This window comes from Gilliamella sp. Pra-s60, assembly GCF_009795755.1.
Taxonomy (GTDB): domain Bacteria; phylum Pseudomonadota; class Gammaproteobacteria; order Enterobacterales; family Orbaceae; genus Gilliamella.
In genome coordinates this window covers 87048-105100 of sequence record NZ_WTFA01000002.1, presented here as the reverse complement: position 1 = coordinate 105100, position 18053 = coordinate 87048, and the positions used below count along the sequence as shown (strand labels likewise).

Sequence of the window (18053 nt, the reverse complement as noted above, 5' to 3'; positions counted from 1 at the left end):
TCAGGATTTTTCTTGATTTGATTGCAAGTTAACCGTTAAGTTATTTTTTATTTTTTATCAATGAGTTAGTATAAATCAAGTCATTGGTAAATTGTTTTTTTTATAAATAAAAAAGCAATTTGAATGAAAAATATAAAATATTAAAAGGTCAAGTCCTTTTGGGGATAATTTTTATTAATAGGTAAAATATTGGTTGCGATGTGATGAAAAAATTTAAATTATGTTCCGAATTCAAACCTGCTGGTGATCAGCCTGAAGCAATAAGAAAAATTAATCAAAATCTTCAAGACGGGATTGCACACCAAACATTATTGGGCGTAACAGGATCTGGTAAAACCTTTACCATGGCCAATGTCATTGCTGCGTATAATCGTCCAACAATTATTTTAGCTCACAATAAAACATTGGCAGCTCAATTATATGGTGAAATGAAAGCCTTTTTCCCAGAAAATGCGGTTGAGTATTTTGTATCTTATTACGATTACTATCAACCCGAATCTTATGTTCCTTCAACCGATACATTTATTGAAAAAGATGCATCAATTAATGAACATATAGAGCAGATGCGTCTTTCTGCCACTAAATCGCTATTAGAACGACGTGATGTTGTAATCGTTGCTTCGGTATCAGCAATTTATGGTTTAGGTGCGCCAGAAACCTATATGTCGATGATATTGCACTTAACGAAAGGTACCATAACTGATCAGCGTTCAATTTTGACTCGTTTGGCCGAATTGCAATACACTCGTAACGAAATAGGCTTTAGTCGTGGCACGTTTCGTGTTAGAGGCGATGTGATTGATATCTTTCCGGCTGATTCAGATGAACTTGCCGTGCGTGTAGAGTTATTTGATGATGAAGTCGATCGAATTGTTATGTTTGATCCGCTCACAGGTAATGGCATAAATGAAGTATCACGGATAACTATTTATCCCAAAACACACTATGTTACGCCAAGAAATATAATGGAAAACGCGATTGCCCAAATTAAGCAGGAACTTAAAGAACGTCAAAAAGTATTATTAGATAATAATCGTTTGTTAGAAGAACAACGCTTAACTCAACGAACACTATTTGATATTGAAATGATGACTGAGCTAGGTTACTGCTCAGGAATCGAAAACTATTCACGTTTTTTGGCACAGCGTAATCCAGGCGATCCGCCAGCCACATTATTTGATTATTTACCTGCTGATGGATTATTATTCATTGATGAATCACATGTGACAATTCCGCAACTTGGCGCAATGTATAACGGTGACCGTTCACGCAAGCTTAATCTTGTTGAATATGGCTTCCGTTTACCATCAGCATTAGATAATCGACCATTAAAATTTGCTGAATTTGAAAATATTATGCCACAAACCATTTACGTGTCAGCAACTCCTGCTAAATATGAAATTGAAAAATCGGGTGGCGAAATTATAGATCAAATAGTTAGGCCTACAGGGCTATTAGATCCTATTATTGAAGTACGACCTGTTGCGACTCAGGTTGATGATTTGTTATCCGAAATCAAAATTCGCACTAAGAATAATGAGCGCGTTTTAGTAACTACATTAACTAAACGTATGGCAGAAAACTTAACAGATTATTTGTCAGAACATGATGTCAATATCAAATATTTGCATTCAGATATTAATACGGTTGAACGAATGGAAATTATTCGAGATTTACGTTTAGGTAAAGTTGATGTGCTAGTAGGCATTAACTTATTGCGAGAAGGTCTTGATATACCTGAAGTGTCGTTAGTTGCTATATTGGATGCTGATCGTGAAGGTTTTTTACGCTCAGAGAGTGCACTTATTCAAACCGTTGGTCGTGCAGCTCGAAATGTGCATGGTAAAGCGATATTATATGCCGATAAAATTACGCCTGCTATGCAAAAAACGATTGATGAGACAGCTCGCCGTCGTCAAAAACAGGAAGATTTTAATACTGCACATGGCATTACACCAAAATCGGTACGCAAAGAAATCAAGGACATACTAGAGGCTGGTTTAAGTACTAGAAAATCAACGGCTAAAATACAAGCATTTGAACATGGTAAACAGTATCAGTATGTCTCAGCTAAAGAGGTTCAGGCAAAAGTGAAAGAACTTGAAGCAATGATGTATGAAGCAGCTCAGAATCTTGAATTTGAAAAAGCTGGTGTACTACGCGATGAAATAAAAAAATTGCGTGCTGATTTTATTAAAGTGTCTTAATTAACCATCTGATAAGGAAAATATGATGACAATAACACGAATTGATCCAGAAGAACGTTGGTCCGAAGCCGTAATTCATAATAACGTTATTTATTACACAAGTATTCCTACTAATCTTGAAAATGATGCTTATATCCAAACTAAAAGTGCTTTAGCCGAAATTGATAAAATGTTAGCTAGAGCTAACAGCGATAAATCACATATATTGGATGCAACATTATTTTTAGTTAATAAAAATGACTTTGTCGCAATGAATAAAGCATGGGACGAATGGGTAGCCAAGGGAAGCGCTCCTGTACGTTGCACTGTACAAGCGGGATTAATGAAAAAGGAATATTTAATCGAAATTAAAATTGTGGCAGCAGTAAAAAATTAATATTGTGATTACTGCCAATACTATTTGCTATTCGGTGGCATCAATTTAAGTTCTTGTAAACAAATGGGTGTATTTACCTATTCTTGAGCTAAAACATAAGGCGTTTTCCCTAAAATCGCTTTATGCACTTTAACGGTATTATAAAAGTGAGTAAATCGCTAGGTTTTAGTTGTCAGTCTTTTGCGTCACTAAATATTTGCTGATTCTACAACTTTCCATCTGCTAGTGATAGACATTGAGTATGTCATGCAGTTGTTGGTTAACATCAGTAAATATAATCTCTTGCTCTTTGGGTAAATGAAATTCGACATCGAACATTAATGGAGAGCGATAACATAAAGCAAGCTGCGTTGATAGTGGGACGAAAATTGAGTTAATTATACACAATAAGCATCGATACAGCTTATGTGCATTATGCCTATGTTTAAATGTAACCAGAAATCGTTTCTATTATCAACGGCAATTGACCTAGCAATAGCAAGATATTCAACTTAGTGAAATTGTGGGTGAAATTTTTAATAAAAATTATCGTGCTTATAGTACAAGGCGTCTGTAAGTAGAGCTTAGAAAATGAGCAATTACTGTATTTCGATACCGAATATGTCAAATAATGGTGACAATGGTCACTTATTGAATGCAAAAGAGATCGATGACCTTATCTTTGGGGAACTAAAAAGTGTGGACATACCAATTAATTATTAATTGATAAAACCATCACTATCCCCATTAATTAAATTTTAGTGTATACTTCGCATACATCTTATTTTAATTATTCATATATTTGCCATGCATACTCAACCTAGAATTGCCATTGTAATGGGCTCCAAAAGCGATTGGACTACTATGCAACACGCAGCCGATATCCTTGATGCGTTAACAATTCCTTATCATGTCGAAATCGTTTCAGCTCACCGTACTCCTGATAAATTATTTCGTTTTGCTGAAAATGCCGCTCAGCAAGGGTTTAATGTGATTATTGCTGGTGCTGGAGGTGCTGCTCATTTACCTGGTATGTTAGCCGCCAAAACGCTTGTTCCTGTGTTGGGTGTTCCGGTGCAAAGTGCCGCATTAAGTGGTGTTGATAGCCTTTATTCTATTGTTCAAATGCCTAAAGGTATTCCTGTTGGTACCTTAGCTATAGGTAAAGCTGGTGCGGCTAATGCGGCATTACTTGCTGCACAAATTCTTGCTTTACACGATAAAGATATTTATCAGCGTTTATCAATATGGCGATTAACTCAAACTGATGAAGTGTTAAATCACCCAGATCCAAGAGTGGATGCATAATATGAAAACTCAATCTGTTTGTGTATTAGGTAATGGTCAACTAGGGCGAATGCTTAAACAAGCGGGAGAACCACTAGGCATTAAAGTCTATCCTGTTGGCTTAGATGCTGATCCTGCTACTATTCCATATCAACAGTCAGTGATCACAGCGGAAATTGAACGATGGTCAGATACCCCTTTTACACAAGTTTTAGCTAAACATCCTCATTTTATTAATCGAGATGTCTTTCCAATTATTGCCGATCGTTTAACCCAAAAAGAGTTGCTTGACGAACTGGGTTTACCGACAGCGAAATGGTTTTCGCTTGATCACCCTCAAGATTGGTCAAGGTTATTTACTGAACTTGGCGATCGATTAATTGTTAAACGTCGAACTGGTGGTTATGATGGACGAGGGCAATGGCGTATAGCCATTAATGACCTAATTACTGTGCCAGATGATATTTATCAGAACGCTATTGTTGAGCAGGCTATCCCATTTGAAAAAGAAATGTCATTAGTGGGAGCGCGTAATGCAAAAGGTGAAACGGTATTTTACCCACTTACCAACAATTTGCACCAAGATGGCATTTTAAAAATGAGCGTTTCACTACCAAACGAATCACCTTTATTACAAGCAAAAGCTGAAAAAATGCTATCTTCCATTATGCATAAATTAAATTATATTGGTGTAATGGCGATGGAATGCTTTATTGTGGGGGATAAATTACTGATTAACGAACTGGCTCCGCGAGTACATAATAGCGGTCATTGGACACAAAATGGTGCTTCAATAAGCCAATTTGAGCTACATCTTCGTGCAATCCTTGGTTTACCACTTCCTAAGCCCGTTGTATTTGCACCGTCGGTTATGGTTAACCTGATTGGAACAGAATTAAATCTTAATTGGTTATCTATCGATTTGGTGCATCTACATTGGTATGAAAAAGAAGTAAGAGTAGGGCGTAAAGTAGGGCATTTAAACTTGACTCATAACCAATCTAGTAAATTATTAAAAGAATTAGACGCTCTAAAACCGCTATTACCTAATGATTATCAAAACAGCATTGAATGGGCGAAACAAAAATTATAACAATTTAGCGAGTTGAGCCAATCAGAGTGATAAAATTAGAGATAGGACCATGATCAACTTTAACCAAAAAATCAATTATCAACGCTATGCTAGCAAAAAACGTGAAGTACTGTCTGACGAGTACTCAATAGTACGTTGTTTTGAAAGTGATCGTGGACGTATCATAAATTCAGCTGCTATTCGTCGTCTACAACAAAAAACACAAGTCTTTCCATTAGAACGCAACTCAGTAGTCAGAACGCGACTTACTCACTCTATGGAAGTGCAGCAAGTAGGTCGTTACATTGTTAAAGAAATTGTTAACCGCCTTGGTAAAACAGGACAATTAAAAAAATACGGGCTTGATAATTGTGTAATGGCGATCGAAAGCCTTGTTGAAATGGCCTGTTTAATGCACGATATTGGTAATCCTCCATTTGGTCATTTTGGTGAAGCAGCTATTAATCAATGGTTTCATTTACGATTAGGGCTTGAAAATGACACCATTTATCCAGCATTAAAGGTGCATACTAATGATGATGATGAAATTAAAAAACTTAAAACCGAAATCCGCCAAGATCTCGCAAATTTTGAAGGTAATGCTCAAGCAATTCGTTTAGTTCATTCCATATTACGTCTTAATTTAACTTATTCACAAATTGCCTCAATTCTTAAATACTCTAAACCAGCTTATTGGTCTGATTCGATACCGCCTGAATTTTCTTATTTAATGAAAAAGCCAGGTTATTATTTATCAGAAGAACCATTTGTAAAAGCGTTATCTAAACAACTTGATATCAAACAGTTTCATCGTTATCCGTTAACCTATATTATGGAGGCGGCTGATGATATTTCATATTGTATTGCAGATCTTGAAGATGCCGTTGAAAAGAAAATTTTAACTGTAAAACAGCTTTACACCTATCTTGCTGAAGCATGGGGACCTTTTAAAAAAGGTGATTTGTTTGATCTAGTTGTCAATCGCCCTTACGAAAATTTAAAACAGAATGAATTTAATGCTATTGGCATTGATCAATTTTTTATGTACTTACGTGTCAATGCTATTAGTAAACTAGTACCACATGCCGCTGAACGTTTTATTGAAAATATAGACGCAATTTATCATGGTTCGTTTAACCATGCCTTACTTGAAGATCATAGTACAGAATATAAATTGCTTAATATTTTTAAAGCAGTCGGCTTTGAACATGTATTTAATCATGAATCGGTCGAAAATATTGAACTTCAAGGATATCGAATTATTAGCGGATTGCTTGATATTTATAGTCCGTTGCTTACTATGCCTACTGATGATTTTTTAAAATTAGTTGATAACGAATATCACAAGCATTATCCCATTGAAACGCGTTTATATCATAAATTATCTTCAAAACATTGTGCAGCTTATAAGCAAGCAATTAGTAAATTAAATTCAAATGAAGCCAATTTTGCTTGTATGGAATTTTATTATCGGTGTCGATTATTGCAAGATTATATTAGTGGCATGACAGACCATTTTGCCTATGATGAATATCGTAAATTAATGGTAACGTTCTAATCCTTATTATGTACTAATTACTCATAATTATTGGGCACCAATAATACACACATGGCACCATATAAGTGCATAGTAAAATAAAAATATATCAAAGTATATTTTGCTTATTTATACATTTAATTGCTTAAGCTAAGTCACTAAGCCTAAGTTTTTATAACGGCTATCTTTTCTATTTGTTATAAATTCCACTTAAATTACTCAATTTCATTCAAGCCATCTATTTTGGCACGTTCTTTGCATGATTAATTTTGTATCTCATATTTATTAGGAGCAATTAATGAAATTAGTCACTGTAGTTATAAAACCTTTCAAATTAGAAGAAGTTCGAGAGGCCTTATCTAATGTCGGCATTACAGGATTAACCGTTACTGAAGTTAAAGGGTTTGGTCGACAAAAAGGTCATGCCGAGTTATATCGTGGTGCTGAATATAATGTTAATTTTCTGCCTAAAGTTAAAATTGATTTGGCGATTAGTGATGAACAGCTTGATGAAGTCATTAATATCGTAACCAAAGCCGCATACACAGGTAAAATTGGTGATGGCAAAATTTTTGTTACTTCACTTGAGCATGTCGTGCGTATCCGTACTGGTGAAACCGACGAATCAGCGCTGTAATTTACTGTTAAGGATATCATTATGTTGAAAAAAATTATTTTTTCTTTAATTATTTTATTTTCAAGCTCTGTTTTTGCTGACGAAAGCGCCATCGTTGATAAAGCTGATAACGGATTTATGATGATTTGTACTGCTTTAGTCCTTTTCATGTCCGTTCCAGGAATTGCTTTGTTTTATGGCGGATTATTACGTTCTAAAAACGTGTTATCAATGTTATCTCAAGTACTTGTTATCTTTTCACTTATTGCTGTATTGTGGATTACATATGGTTATTCACTTTCTTTTGGTGAAGGGAACTGGTTTTATGGTAATTTTGACCATTTTCTATTAACCGGTATCAATATTACAGATGTGTCAGGCTCGATTTATGAATTTATTTGGGTTGCATTTCAAGGATCATTTGCTTGCATTACCTGCTGTTTAATTCCGGGTGCTTTTGCTGAGCGCATTCGGTTTTCTGCTGTATTAATTTTTATGGTGTTATGGTTTACGTTTTCATATATTCCTATGGCTCATATGGTATGGGGCGGGGGTATCTTAGGTGATGAGGGAGCGCTCGACTTTGCTGGTGGTACTGTTGTACATATTAATGCGGCGATTGCTGGAATAGTAGGTGCTTATTTAATAAAAAACCGTATTGGTTATAACCGTGAACCACTAAAACCATTTAACTTACCTTATGTTTATCTTGGTGCGGCAATCCTTTATATTGGTTGGTTTGGTTTTAATGCTGGCTCATCAACTCATGCTGACGAAATTGCAGGTTTGGCTTTTATTAACACAGTTGCTGCGACGGCTGCTGCAGTTTTGGCATGGACATTAGCTGAATGGCTTTTACGAGGCAAACCATCATGTCTTGGTTCAGTATCTGGAGTGATAGCAGGATTAGTTGGTGTCACACCAGCCGCTGGCCTTGTTGGCGTAGGTGGTGCTATGTTAATTGGCCTTATTTGTGGTTTTGCTGGTGTTTTTGGGGTATCAACACTCAAAAGAATTTTAAAAGTTGATGATACCTGTGATGTGTTTGGCGTACATGGCGTATGTGGTATTGTCGGCTGTATATTAACAGGTATCTTCGCTTCAGAATCTTTGGGGGGGATTGGTTATGCAGAAGGTATCACAATGATAAGCCAAGTTGGAATTCAAGTGATGAGTGTCATTACTTGCGTAATTTGGACAGCTGTGGTGGCTTTTATTGCTTATAAAATTGCAGATATCTGCGTTGGATTAAGGGTATCTGAAGAACATGAACGAGAAGGACTTGACATCAATAGCCATGGTGAAAGTGCTTTTAATAGTTAACTGTTAGGCAGGTATATCATTAATTATTCACACAGAATAAATATCTAGGAAAAATAATTTACAGGGAGTAATCCCTGTAAATTATGGCTTTTACTAATTATTGTTAAATAATGTTTTTTTAATCATCCCAAAGCATAATGGCATTATCTTCAGTTAAGATTAAAGGTGGAGCAAAAAGGTGTTCTTTTACTTTAGTTGGTAAAATGTGCATATCATTAAAATTAAATTGCAATTCAGGATAAACATTAGCAATTTCTTTTATCCGAGTATTTAATAATTCTTTTACTTTGTTTGACTCTTTAGCAATAGCAATATCATCTTTCAGCATACCAATTTGTTTTTTATGGTGTTCTGATTCAAAAACTTCACTGAAAACAAAAGAAAATCCTTTTTTATTGTTTTTGTTAATATCGTGATACTCTCTATATTCAGAGTGATGCAATTTAAGCTCTTTAACACGTAAGGCAATAATCTCATCGACATGATCCGTATAATAATTTAATGTCGGATCTAAATAAGCCAGTGTTCTGTGTTCAGGTATTGCATCATTGCTATGTACTAAGGTAAATAACGGTTTTTTATATGTATTCATTCTGCAACTTCCTTTTTAATTAGAATAAAAAAGTAACAAAATTTTCAATAATGAAAAATAAATGTCATTTTTTATGTAAAATGTTTTAGGTTAACATAATGCTTAAATATAAAAATAAACAAAAAATCAAATAGTTAATGATTTATCTATTAGATATTTAAATTGATGAATTTAAATTTTAAAACATAAAAATTTAAAAAATAAAACATCACGAGAACGGCTACTATCAGGAAAAACGGTTAGGCTTTAATATAAATAACATTATTTATACGCAAACCTGCTTTAAAGACTAACTACGGGACATTACTAATACTGTTTCACAATAACTACTTCTATAAGACATATCTAACTTTAGAAAGTTCAATAATATTGCTAGATTTACTCTTTTATTAAAATTTTTTTAAGGTCTTACAGATAAATATGTAATAAGGAAAGTAAACAAATATATCATAATAATTTTTAATTTGTTTGACTATTAAAGCTATTAAATTAAAAAGTAGGACTTTTGTCCTACTTTTTAATTTAAGGTTAATCTGTTTTTTTGATATGTTTTAAATTAGGTAAAGCGATAGCTAATAAAATAATACTTACTCCAACCCATTGATTAAAATGAACTGACTCTTGTAAATAAAAATACGAGCAAGTCACCGCAACAGGTAGCTCTGCTGCCGACAAAATTGCACTTAATGAAATACCTATTCTTGGAATTCCTATCGAAAACAAAAAAGGCGGTAATACGGTTCCGAGCAATGCTAATAAAAAACCTAATTGATAAAGTTTATCGCTAAAATCAAGTTTGAAGAAAAACAACGGTGGAAATATTAAAAAAGTAATAATACATGCGCCGGTTATCATCAAGGCACTTTTTTCGAGTTTAGGTAACTCATTTCCAATATTGCTACTAGTGCTGATAAAGAGTGAATACATTAATGCTGCTAAAAAACCAAAAAAACAACCGGTTAAATTTAAGCTAATATCTTGATTAAAAATACCTGCTGCCAAACTACTACCCAATATAATCACAATAACCACTGCTAATTGAATCATGCTAGGTTTATTTTTGAATATGACAAAATCAATAAAGACACTAATCCACAAATATTGCATTAATAAAATGATGGCAATTGATGCGGGAACCAACTGTACACATTGGTAATAACAAATACCTACCAAACCAGGAAAAAGGCCAACGGCGCAAACTTTCCATTTTTTTGTTAATTGAGTTTTTTTAGAGCTTGAAGTTGCCAATGATTTATCAGTCGATGTTGTTATTTTGGGTTTGTATACTGTTTTAACAATAAAGTGAATACTCCACAGCATTAACATTCCCAAAAAGCATTGAACACCAGTAACTTCACCCAGTGAATAGCCTGCTTTATAAGCTGTTTTCACGATAGAAGAGAGCACACCAAAACTACATGCCCCCAAAAAGACTAGAAAACCGCCTAAAAATTTATATTGCATATTTAAATCTCACCAAACTAAAAAAACATTGCTAAAAATTATGGATAGAAAAAACAATAAAAGCCCTCAGGGGTATTTTTCAACCCCTTATGGCTTTTTAATGAGTTAAATTAAAATAAAATGATAAATAATATTTTAAAATTCATTGAAATGAATAGATAAATGGTTATACATCAGATTGGTGTTTAGTATGCTCATAATTAAATGAATAATAAAAAACAACACCAAGTATAAGTGCATAAGATGCAAAAATTAGCCAAATTGTTTGCCAATCTTTAATGCCATCATGTGTACACATGTCAACTACAAAACCACTTAAAATCGAACCAAAATAAGCACCAATACCATTGACCATTGTCATAAATAGTCCTTGGGCACTGGCTCGAATATCTGAACTAACTTCTTTTTCAATAAAAATAGAGCCAGAAATATTAAAAAAGTCAAATGCACAGCCGTAAACGATCATCGAAAGCATTAGCAGTACAAAGCCAAAAGGCGTAGGATCGCCAAACGCAAATAAACCAAACCTTAGCGTCCAAGCAATTATACTTATCATTATGACTTTTTTGATACCAAATTTTTTGAGAAAAAATGGGATAGTCAAAATAAATGCGACTTCAGCCATTTGTGAAAATGACAATAAAATAGCTGGGTACTGAACAACTAGACTTTCTTTAAATTCTGGTATTTTATCAAAGTCATGTAAAAATGCTCCACCAAAGGTATTGGTGATTTGTAATATTGCCCCAAGTAACATAGCAAAAAGGAAAAATATTGCCATTACCGGTTTTTTGAATAACACAAAAGCATCTAATCCTAAATAAGAAACCCAAGACTGTTTTTGGCTTTTTGATACAGTAATATTAGGTAATGTTGTACTATAAATTACAAGTACAATAGAAGCTGCACTAGCAATATAGAGTTGAGCATTACTCAATTCGAATTTGCATAAACTCACTGTCCACATCGCAATGATAAAACCGATAGTCCCAAATACACGTATTTTGGGAAATAGAGTGACAGTATCTAAGTTATCTTTGTCTAAACAGTGATAACTAATTGAGTTTGATAATGCAATGGTTGGCATAAATGTTAACGCATTAACTAACATTACCCAAAACAAAATAGCTGAATTATTAATTGATGCAGCATAAAAAAGTGCAATGGCACAAACAGCGTGACAAAACATATAAAGATATTTAGCTTGCAAAAATTTATCAGCAATGATGCCAATAACAAATGGTGTAATTAAAGCGGCTAAACCTTTAGTACTAAAAATCATAGATACTTCAACACCAGAAAAGTGTAATGTATTAAATAGATAAGCCCCAAATGTGGTTAACCAACTTCCCCAAATAAAATATTGGAGAAACATCATCAATTCTAATCTATTTGCTATGTTCATTGTTTATTCCTAAAATAAAGTGGACTTTTCATAGAAAGTCATCAATAAAAAGCACTACTTAAAAACGTTCAATTGTTTTTGTAATAAGTTGTAAAAAGGTTGATTTAACACGTTCAGCTGTTTCAATCACTTCTTCGTGACCTAATGGTTGGTCTAAAATCCCGCAAGCCATATTAGTTAGACATGAAATTCCGATAGTTTTAATACCTGAGTGGTGAGCTATGATTGCTTCAGGTACGGTTGACATACCAACAGCATCAGCACCTAAAACGCGGATCATTCTAATTTCGGCGGGGGTTTCATATGTTGGACCTGTCCACCAAGCATAGACACCTTGTTGTAAAGTGATATTTAGTTCTTTTGCTACATCAACAACAATTGAGCGTAATTGTTTATTGTAAACTTCACTTACGTCTAAAAAACGAACTCCTAATTCTGGATTATTTGGTCCTATTAATGGATTGTTAGCGGTTAAATTAATGTGATCGGTAATTATCATTAAATCACCTGGTTTGAATCCAGTATTTACTGCACCACAGGCATTAGTAATAATCAGTTTTTCAACGCCAAGCATTTTCATCACACGTACCGGAAAGGTAACTTGATCTAAAGTAAATCCTTCGTAGTAGTGAAAACGTCCTTTCATTGCAACTACGGTTTTATCGCCACTTTTTCCTATTACTAATTCATTAGCATGCCCCACTGCTGCTGATTTAGCAAAATGAGGAATATTGTCATAATGGATATGAACAGCATCTTCAAGAGTGTCAGCAAAAGGACCTAAACCTGAACCCAAAATAATCCCAATTGTTGGTTTCTTGTCTGTTTGTTGTTGAATATAGTTAACAGCTTGTTGAATGTCTGAAGTTTGATGCATGATGGTATCCTTTCAAAAATTAAATACTAGAGTAAAACAGGGTAAATAAAATTAACGGTAATAGACTATTACTGGTTTTATTAATAATACGTTTACAAAATAATTAAAAAACAAAGTAATCCCTGTTTTGCGCATATATTATGATGATCTTTGCTCAATAAGAAAAGATGTGAATTGCGATATCTTAGAATTAATCAGATGAATAAATTTTTTTATTTTATTAATCAAATAATTAAATTCAATGTTAATTTAAGTATCAAAATAGTTAATACTAAAATAATTATTAAATTAAACGATCTTCTCCAGAATAAACTACGCCGTTCCTTCCTCTAAAGAATCCAAGTAAAGTTAAATTACACTGTTTAGCCAAATCAACAGCTAATGAAGTCGCCGCTGAAACAGCTAACAAAAATTCTATACCACAATTCGCTGTTTTTTGCACCATCTCGTAGCTAGCACGGCTTGATACTAACACTACACCATGTTGATATTTAGGATCATTAGGTAATTGCATTGCTCTAAAGCCCAATAATTTATCTAAAGCTACATGTCGACCAATATCTTCAAATCCAGCTATAAATTGTCCTTGTAAATCCAACCATACCGCGGCATGAGTGCAACCAGTTTGATTACCAACATGTTGGACTTGCGATAAATAATTTAGACTATTGCTAAAATCAGCTAAACTAATCTGGTTCATTAGCGGCAAACTAGAAATAGTTTGGCAAACTTGATCTATCTGCTCACTGCCACAAATACCACAGCCCGTACGCCCAGTTAAATTACGGCGCTTTTCTTTTAGTTCACTAAAACGTCGTGACGAAAGTTCAATTTGTACTTCTATGCCTTTTGGGGTCTCAATAATATCAATACCGTAAATATCATTAACTGACTGAATAATATTTTCAGTTAACGAAAACCCAACTGCAAAATAATGTAAATCTTTGGGGGTTGCCATCATCACAACATGTGAAATCCCGTTATAAATTAAAGCAACAGGCTTTTCGACAGCTAATTTATCAAGTTGGGGGGCTTTAAATTCGCTATTTTTAAACTTCCGTACTAGGATTGATTCAATACCAATTGTCATGATTTGTCTCTTATTAATTGGAGTATTTCGATTAGGACTACTATCAACATAATCTTAAGCGTTAATAAAACTAAAAGAATGTTAACGTCTTGTAATGTTCTATCAATAAGTAAAGTATCAAGTCCTAAGTGACTAGTATTATGGTAAAATAGCACACCATAATCAATTGATAATTTACACACATAAACTTATGTCGCTACACGAAATCACAATAGCAATTATGCAATTTATTGAGCATCATCAAGTTTGGGCTTTACCAATTATATTTTTATTGGCATTTGGCGAATCTTTAGCAATTATCTCGCTTTTGGTCCCTGCAACGGCAATTTTATTCGGTGTAGGCGCTTTGATAGGTAGCGGGGCGATATCATTTGTACCAGTATTAATTACCGCTTCGATAGGTGCTATTTTAGGCGACTTAGTATCTTATTGGTTAGGTAAACACTATCACCAACAAGTTATTACATCATGGCCTCTTAATAAACATCCCAAATTAATTTATCGTGCTGAGCAATTTTTTCAGCGTTATGGAACGTTAGGGGTATTTATTGGACGATTTTTTGGGCCATTACGGGCAATAGTGCCATTAATAGCAGGCACAATGCACATGCCTGCAACGAAATTTAATGTGGCCAATATTGCTTCGGCGCCCGTTTGGGCATTTGTATTGCTTGCGCCGGGCGCTTTTGGTGTTCCATGGCTAGCAACGCTATTTGGTTAAACAGTCCCAACTGTATAGCCACGACGTCCACTTTTGCGACCTAAAGCTTCTAAATTGGTCTGCAATGGTGGAAATGGTAATGTCAAATGATGCTTGCGGTAAGCTTCAAGTATTAGCTTATGTATAGCGCTCCGTAGCAACATTCGGTGCCCCATTTCAGCAGCAAAAACACGTAATTCAAATAGCTGAATCCCTTCTTGAATATCCACTAAAAATACTTGAGGCTCGGGATCTTTAAGTACATATTCGCATTCATCTGATGCTTGTTGTAAAAGCTTAATAACCAGATCACTATCAGCATCAATAGTTGCAGGAATGGTTAATACAATTCGAGTGATCGAATCAGATAACGACCAATTTACCAATTGTTCAGTAATAAAAGCCTTATTAGGCATCACAATTTCTTTACGGTCCCAATCAACGATGGTAATTGCACGAGTATTGATTTTAGTGATGTTACCAGTCAAATCACGAATTGTCACCGTATCACCAATCCGCACTGGTCTTTCAAATAAAATAATTAAACCAGAAATAAAATTCGCAAAAATTTCTTGCAGGCCAAACCCTAATCCCACACCTAGTGCAGCAATTAGCCATTGAATTTTGGACCAATCTATACCAATAAACGAAAATGCAATCATACAACCAATCATCAAAATAATGTATTTTGAAACCGTTGAAATTGCATAACCTGTTCCTGGGGCTAAATCTAAATGTTGTAAAATGCCTAATTCTAATAAAGCGGGTAAGTTTTTAACCAACTGAACGGTAATTGTCATCACTAAAATAGCGATACATACTGCACCAAGAGTAATATATTGCTCAATTTCAGTACCATTGACAATAACACTGGTTCCCCATAATTTGATGTTATTCATAAAAGCAAAAGCTGAATGTAGCTCAGACCACAGCAAAATCATACTAATGAGTGCAATCATCATAATTATTGATCTGACTAAATGTAAAGATTGAGCGCTGATGGCATCTAAATCGATCACAGGTTCATCGACATTTTCATTAAGTGAATTAGAATCGTCTTCATGCGATTTGGCGCGTTGCATACGCTCTAAACGGCGTTGTTTTGTGCGTTCAAATTCAATACGACGTTTTTGGATCCACATCCAACGGCGAATCATAAAATAAACCACTAACAGTGCAAACCAAATAATAACCGACGCTTCAAGTCGCCCTAATAGTACTTGAGCTGTTGATAAATAACCTAAACAAGCAGCAATAATGGCAAGCCATGGTGCACTTAATAAGATAAACCACAAGATATGACTTAATAAATTATCGCCAGATCCTTTTTTATCGATATAAAGCGGAACGCCAGCACGATGGAGCGAATTAGTCATAAACACTAAAGCAAAGCAAAGAAAAATAAACGCTGTACGACCAATGGTTGCAGCAAATTGGCGATTATTATATTGGTCAAAACTCATCACTATCACGACCAACGGAATTACAAGCCAAATTGAAAGTTGGTAATATTTCATTGCTGATCGTACACTACGTTCAGACCAACCAAAATGACTAATAAAAAGTCCATTAGATGATGCAAAATGTGCTGAGATAATAAACACCCATAAAATAGGCGCAGCGGCATTCACACCATAACCTAAAGCAAACGCGACAGGATAATCGGAATTAATCTGTAAAGCATAGCCAAACACTGCCCACAAAATAGGAACAGGTAATGCCATGATTAAGGAAAATATAATGACTTTTAAGGTTAAAGAATAACTATCTTGTGTTACTTTACCTACACGTCCTGCTGATTTATTTAAAAAAGTATTATATTTTGCACGCATCTTAAAGTGTGCAAAGACAAACATTAACGATAAAACAATTAAAAATAGTGGCTTGGGAGCGCTTAGTACTTCAGCACTAGCATTATAAAGCTGTGAAAGCATATCGATCGAAAAAACCACATAAACAACATCTTTAGCTAAATCGATAGGATAACTCAACGATATAGGATTTACATTTGCCACCCAAAAGAAATATCGATGAGCAGCATCGTTCACTTCGTCGATGGCATTGGTTAACTGTTTATTGGCAATTTTTAGTTTGGTTAGTTCTAAAATAGTGGTATCAGTTCCTGAAATAAGCGTTTTAAGCAATTCAGTCTGTTCACGAAGCAAACGACGATATTGTATTGCCTCTTTAACACTATTAAGTGGACTGGTTAATGTTGGATAATTATCTAAAGAAGTTAAAGTATCACTATAGTTAAGTTGTTGAGCTTTTGCTTCGGCAATTTCAGCATCTAAAGCTTGCGATTTAGGTTTTTCGGGTAAGCGCAATAACTGCTGACGCAAAGTTTCACCCAAAGAGGTTGAAAAACTCAACCACTCGCCTTGTTCAGCGAGAGTGGTTAATGTATTTTGCACATGAGAAATCTGGGCGGTGATGTTGTTTTGCTCATTAACAATATTAGTTAAATGATTCTTTTGGAACTCCATATTTTGACGTAGCTCATCATTTTTATCACTTAACTGATGAACAACTTGAGAAAGATCATCCTCATTATTAATGATTGGCGTAGACTCTTCGGCGAAAGTCAGTGAAGAAAACAACACAGCAACAAAGCAAAAAACACCACGCATCCACATAATGTTATATCCTATCTGCTAATTTTTGACCTACACGAGCAACACTACCCACTTTAAGGTGACTATCAAACTCAATTGCATTTGACGCAAACAAGGTAATTACGGTCGAACCTAATTTAAAACACCCCATATCTTGCCCTTTGGTTAATTTTATTTCGTCACTATAAGTCCAACGTTTCATAATACCTTCACGCGGTGGAGTGATGATGCCTTCCCATGGAACTTCAATACTCCCAACAATGGTTGCTCCCACTAAAATTTGTGCCATTGGACCTAATTCAGTTTCAAATAAACAAATTACTCGCTCATTACGAGCAAAAATATTAGGTATGCTTTCGGTTGTGGCTTTATTGACTGAAAATAGCGAACCAGGCACATAAATCATCTCACGTAAAACACCATCACAAGGCATATGAAAACGGTGATAATTTTTAGGAGACAAGTAAGTGGTTGCATATAATCCATTTTTAAAAAACTTGATCATCTCAGAATTACAAGCAAGTAATGATTCTAAAGAATAAAAATGCCCTTTAGCTTGTAGCAACTGTGTATCTTGAATAGAACCAAACTGACTAATGATTCCATCTGCGGGCATAACAACAGCGTTATCAGCAACATCAATTGGACGGGCATCTTCATTCAATTCGCGAGCAAAAAAATCGTTAAATGTTTTAAATTTGCTAACATCATTAATTTTTGCCTCGCTCAAATCCACCTTATACACTTTACAAAAAAGCATAATCATCCATGTTGTAACTTTACCTAACTGTTTCTTTGCCAGCCAACCAAAGATCACGGTTAATAACTGTTTAGGAAGAAGATACTGAATAATTGCTTTTAATTGATTTAACATATATCACTCTCAAAATTATGGTACAAACGTTGCATTATA

General features: G+C 34.6%; 14 protein-coding genes and 1 pseudogene. 8 read left to right on the top strand and 7 right to left on the bottom strand.

The window, feature by feature from the left end:
• Window positions 1-200 precede the first annotated feature (200 nt).
• The 7 genes from uvrB to amtB all read left to right on the top strand — a co-directional run bounded on the left by uvrB (window position 201) and on the right by amtB (window position 8397).
• Window positions 201-2207, top strand: a complete 2007-nt coding sequence (gene uvrB / locus GQ596_RS02105) for an excinuclease ABC subunit UvrB (RefSeq protein ID WP_160400033.1) — start codon at window positions 201-203, stop codon at window positions 2205-2207.
• Between the two features lie 25 nt (window positions 2208-2232).
• Window positions 2233-2583: a RidA family protein gene (locus GQ596_RS02100; RefSeq protein ID WP_160400221.1), complete on the top strand. Its 351-nt coding sequence runs from the start codon at window positions 2233-2235 to the stop codon at window positions 2581-2583.
• A 786-nt stretch (window positions 2584-3369) separates the two neighbouring features.
• A complete protein-coding gene (purE, locus tag GQ596_RS02095; protein ID WP_160400032.1) occupies window positions 3370-3870 on the top strand; it encodes a 5-(carboxyamino)imidazole ribonucleotide mutase in 501 nt (166 codons plus the stop codon).
• A gap of 1 nt (window position 3871) precedes the next feature.
• Complete coding sequence (gene purK, locus GQ596_RS02090; RefSeq protein WP_160400031.1) at window positions 3872-4942, top strand: 5-(carboxyamino)imidazole ribonucleotide synthase; 1071 nt, start codon at window positions 3872-3874, stop codon at window positions 4940-4942.
• A 49-nt stretch (window positions 4943-4991) separates the two neighbouring features.
• Complete coding sequence (gene dgt, locus GQ596_RS02085) at window positions 4992-6479, top strand: dGTPase (RefSeq protein ID WP_160400030.1); 1488 nt, start codon at window positions 4992-4994, stop codon at window positions 6477-6479.
• Between the two features lie 277 nt (window positions 6480-6756).
• Window positions 6757-7095, top strand: coding sequence for a P-II family nitrogen regulator (gene glnK / locus GQ596_RS02080; protein ID WP_160400029.1), 339 nt, complete (start codon window positions 6757-6759; stop codon window positions 7093-7095).
• 21 nt (window positions 7096-7116) lie between these two features.
• On the top strand, window positions 7117-8397 hold the full coding sequence (gene amtB, locus GQ596_RS02075; protein WP_160400028.1) for an ammonium transporter AmtB: 1281 nt from the start codon (window positions 7117-7119) through the stop codon (window positions 8395-8397).
• A 118-nt stretch (window positions 8398-8515) separates the two neighbouring features.
• Here the strand turns inward: amtB and GQ596_RS02070 are convergent, their stop codons facing one another.
• From GQ596_RS02070 to fdhD, 5 genes are all read right to left on the bottom strand, one after another.
• Window positions 8516-8989 carry a hypothetical protein gene (locus tag GQ596_RS02070; RefSeq protein ID WP_160400027.1) on the bottom strand — a complete coding sequence of 158 codons (474 nt, stop codon included), beginning with the start codon at window positions 8987-8989 and terminating at the stop codon, window positions 8516-8518.
• A 528-nt stretch (window positions 8990-9517) separates the two neighbouring features.
• On the bottom strand, window positions 9518-10453 hold the full coding sequence (locus GQ596_RS02065) for a DMT family transporter (protein WP_160400026.1): 936 nt from the start codon (window positions 10451-10453) through the stop codon (window positions 9518-9520).
• 166 nt (window positions 10454-10619) lie between these two features.
• Window positions 10620-11858, bottom strand: a complete 1239-nt coding sequence (locus GQ596_RS02060) for a nucleoside permease (protein WP_160400025.1) — start codon at window positions 11856-11858, stop codon at window positions 10620-10622.
• 58 nt (window positions 11859-11916) lie between these two features.
• Complete coding sequence (locus tag GQ596_RS02055; protein ID WP_160400024.1) at window positions 11917-12735, bottom strand: purine-nucleoside phosphorylase; 819 nt, start codon at window positions 12733-12735, stop codon at window positions 11917-11919.
• A gap of 283 nt (window positions 12736-13018) precedes the next feature.
• A complete protein-coding gene (fdhD, locus tag GQ596_RS02050) occupies window positions 13019-13825 on the bottom strand; it encodes a formate dehydrogenase accessory sulfurtransferase FdhD (protein ID WP_160400023.1) in 807 nt (268 codons plus the stop codon).
• A 190-nt stretch (window positions 13826-14015) separates the two neighbouring features.
• Between fdhD and GQ596_RS02045 the strand changes: the two genes are divergently transcribed.
• Window positions 14016-14546 (top strand): DedA family protein, encoded by a 531-nt coding sequence (locus GQ596_RS02045; RefSeq protein ID WP_160400022.1) that lies wholly within the window; start codon window positions 14016-14018, stop codon window positions 14544-14546.
• On the opposite strand, the gene mscM is transcribed toward GQ596_RS02045, so the two are convergent.
• Window positions 14543-17161, bottom strand: a complete 2619-nt coding sequence (gene mscM / locus GQ596_RS02040) for a miniconductance mechanosensitive channel MscM (RefSeq protein ID WP_160400021.1) — start codon at window positions 17159-17161, stop codon at window positions 14543-14545. The genes GQ596_RS02045 and mscM overlap by 4 nt on opposite strands.
• Before the next feature lie 7 nt (window positions 17162-17168).
• A pseudogene (gene asd, locus GQ596_RS02035) lies at window positions 17169-18014 on the bottom strand (archaetidylserine decarboxylase); the annotation flags it as partial.
• Window positions 18015-18053: the final 39 nt, after the last annotated feature.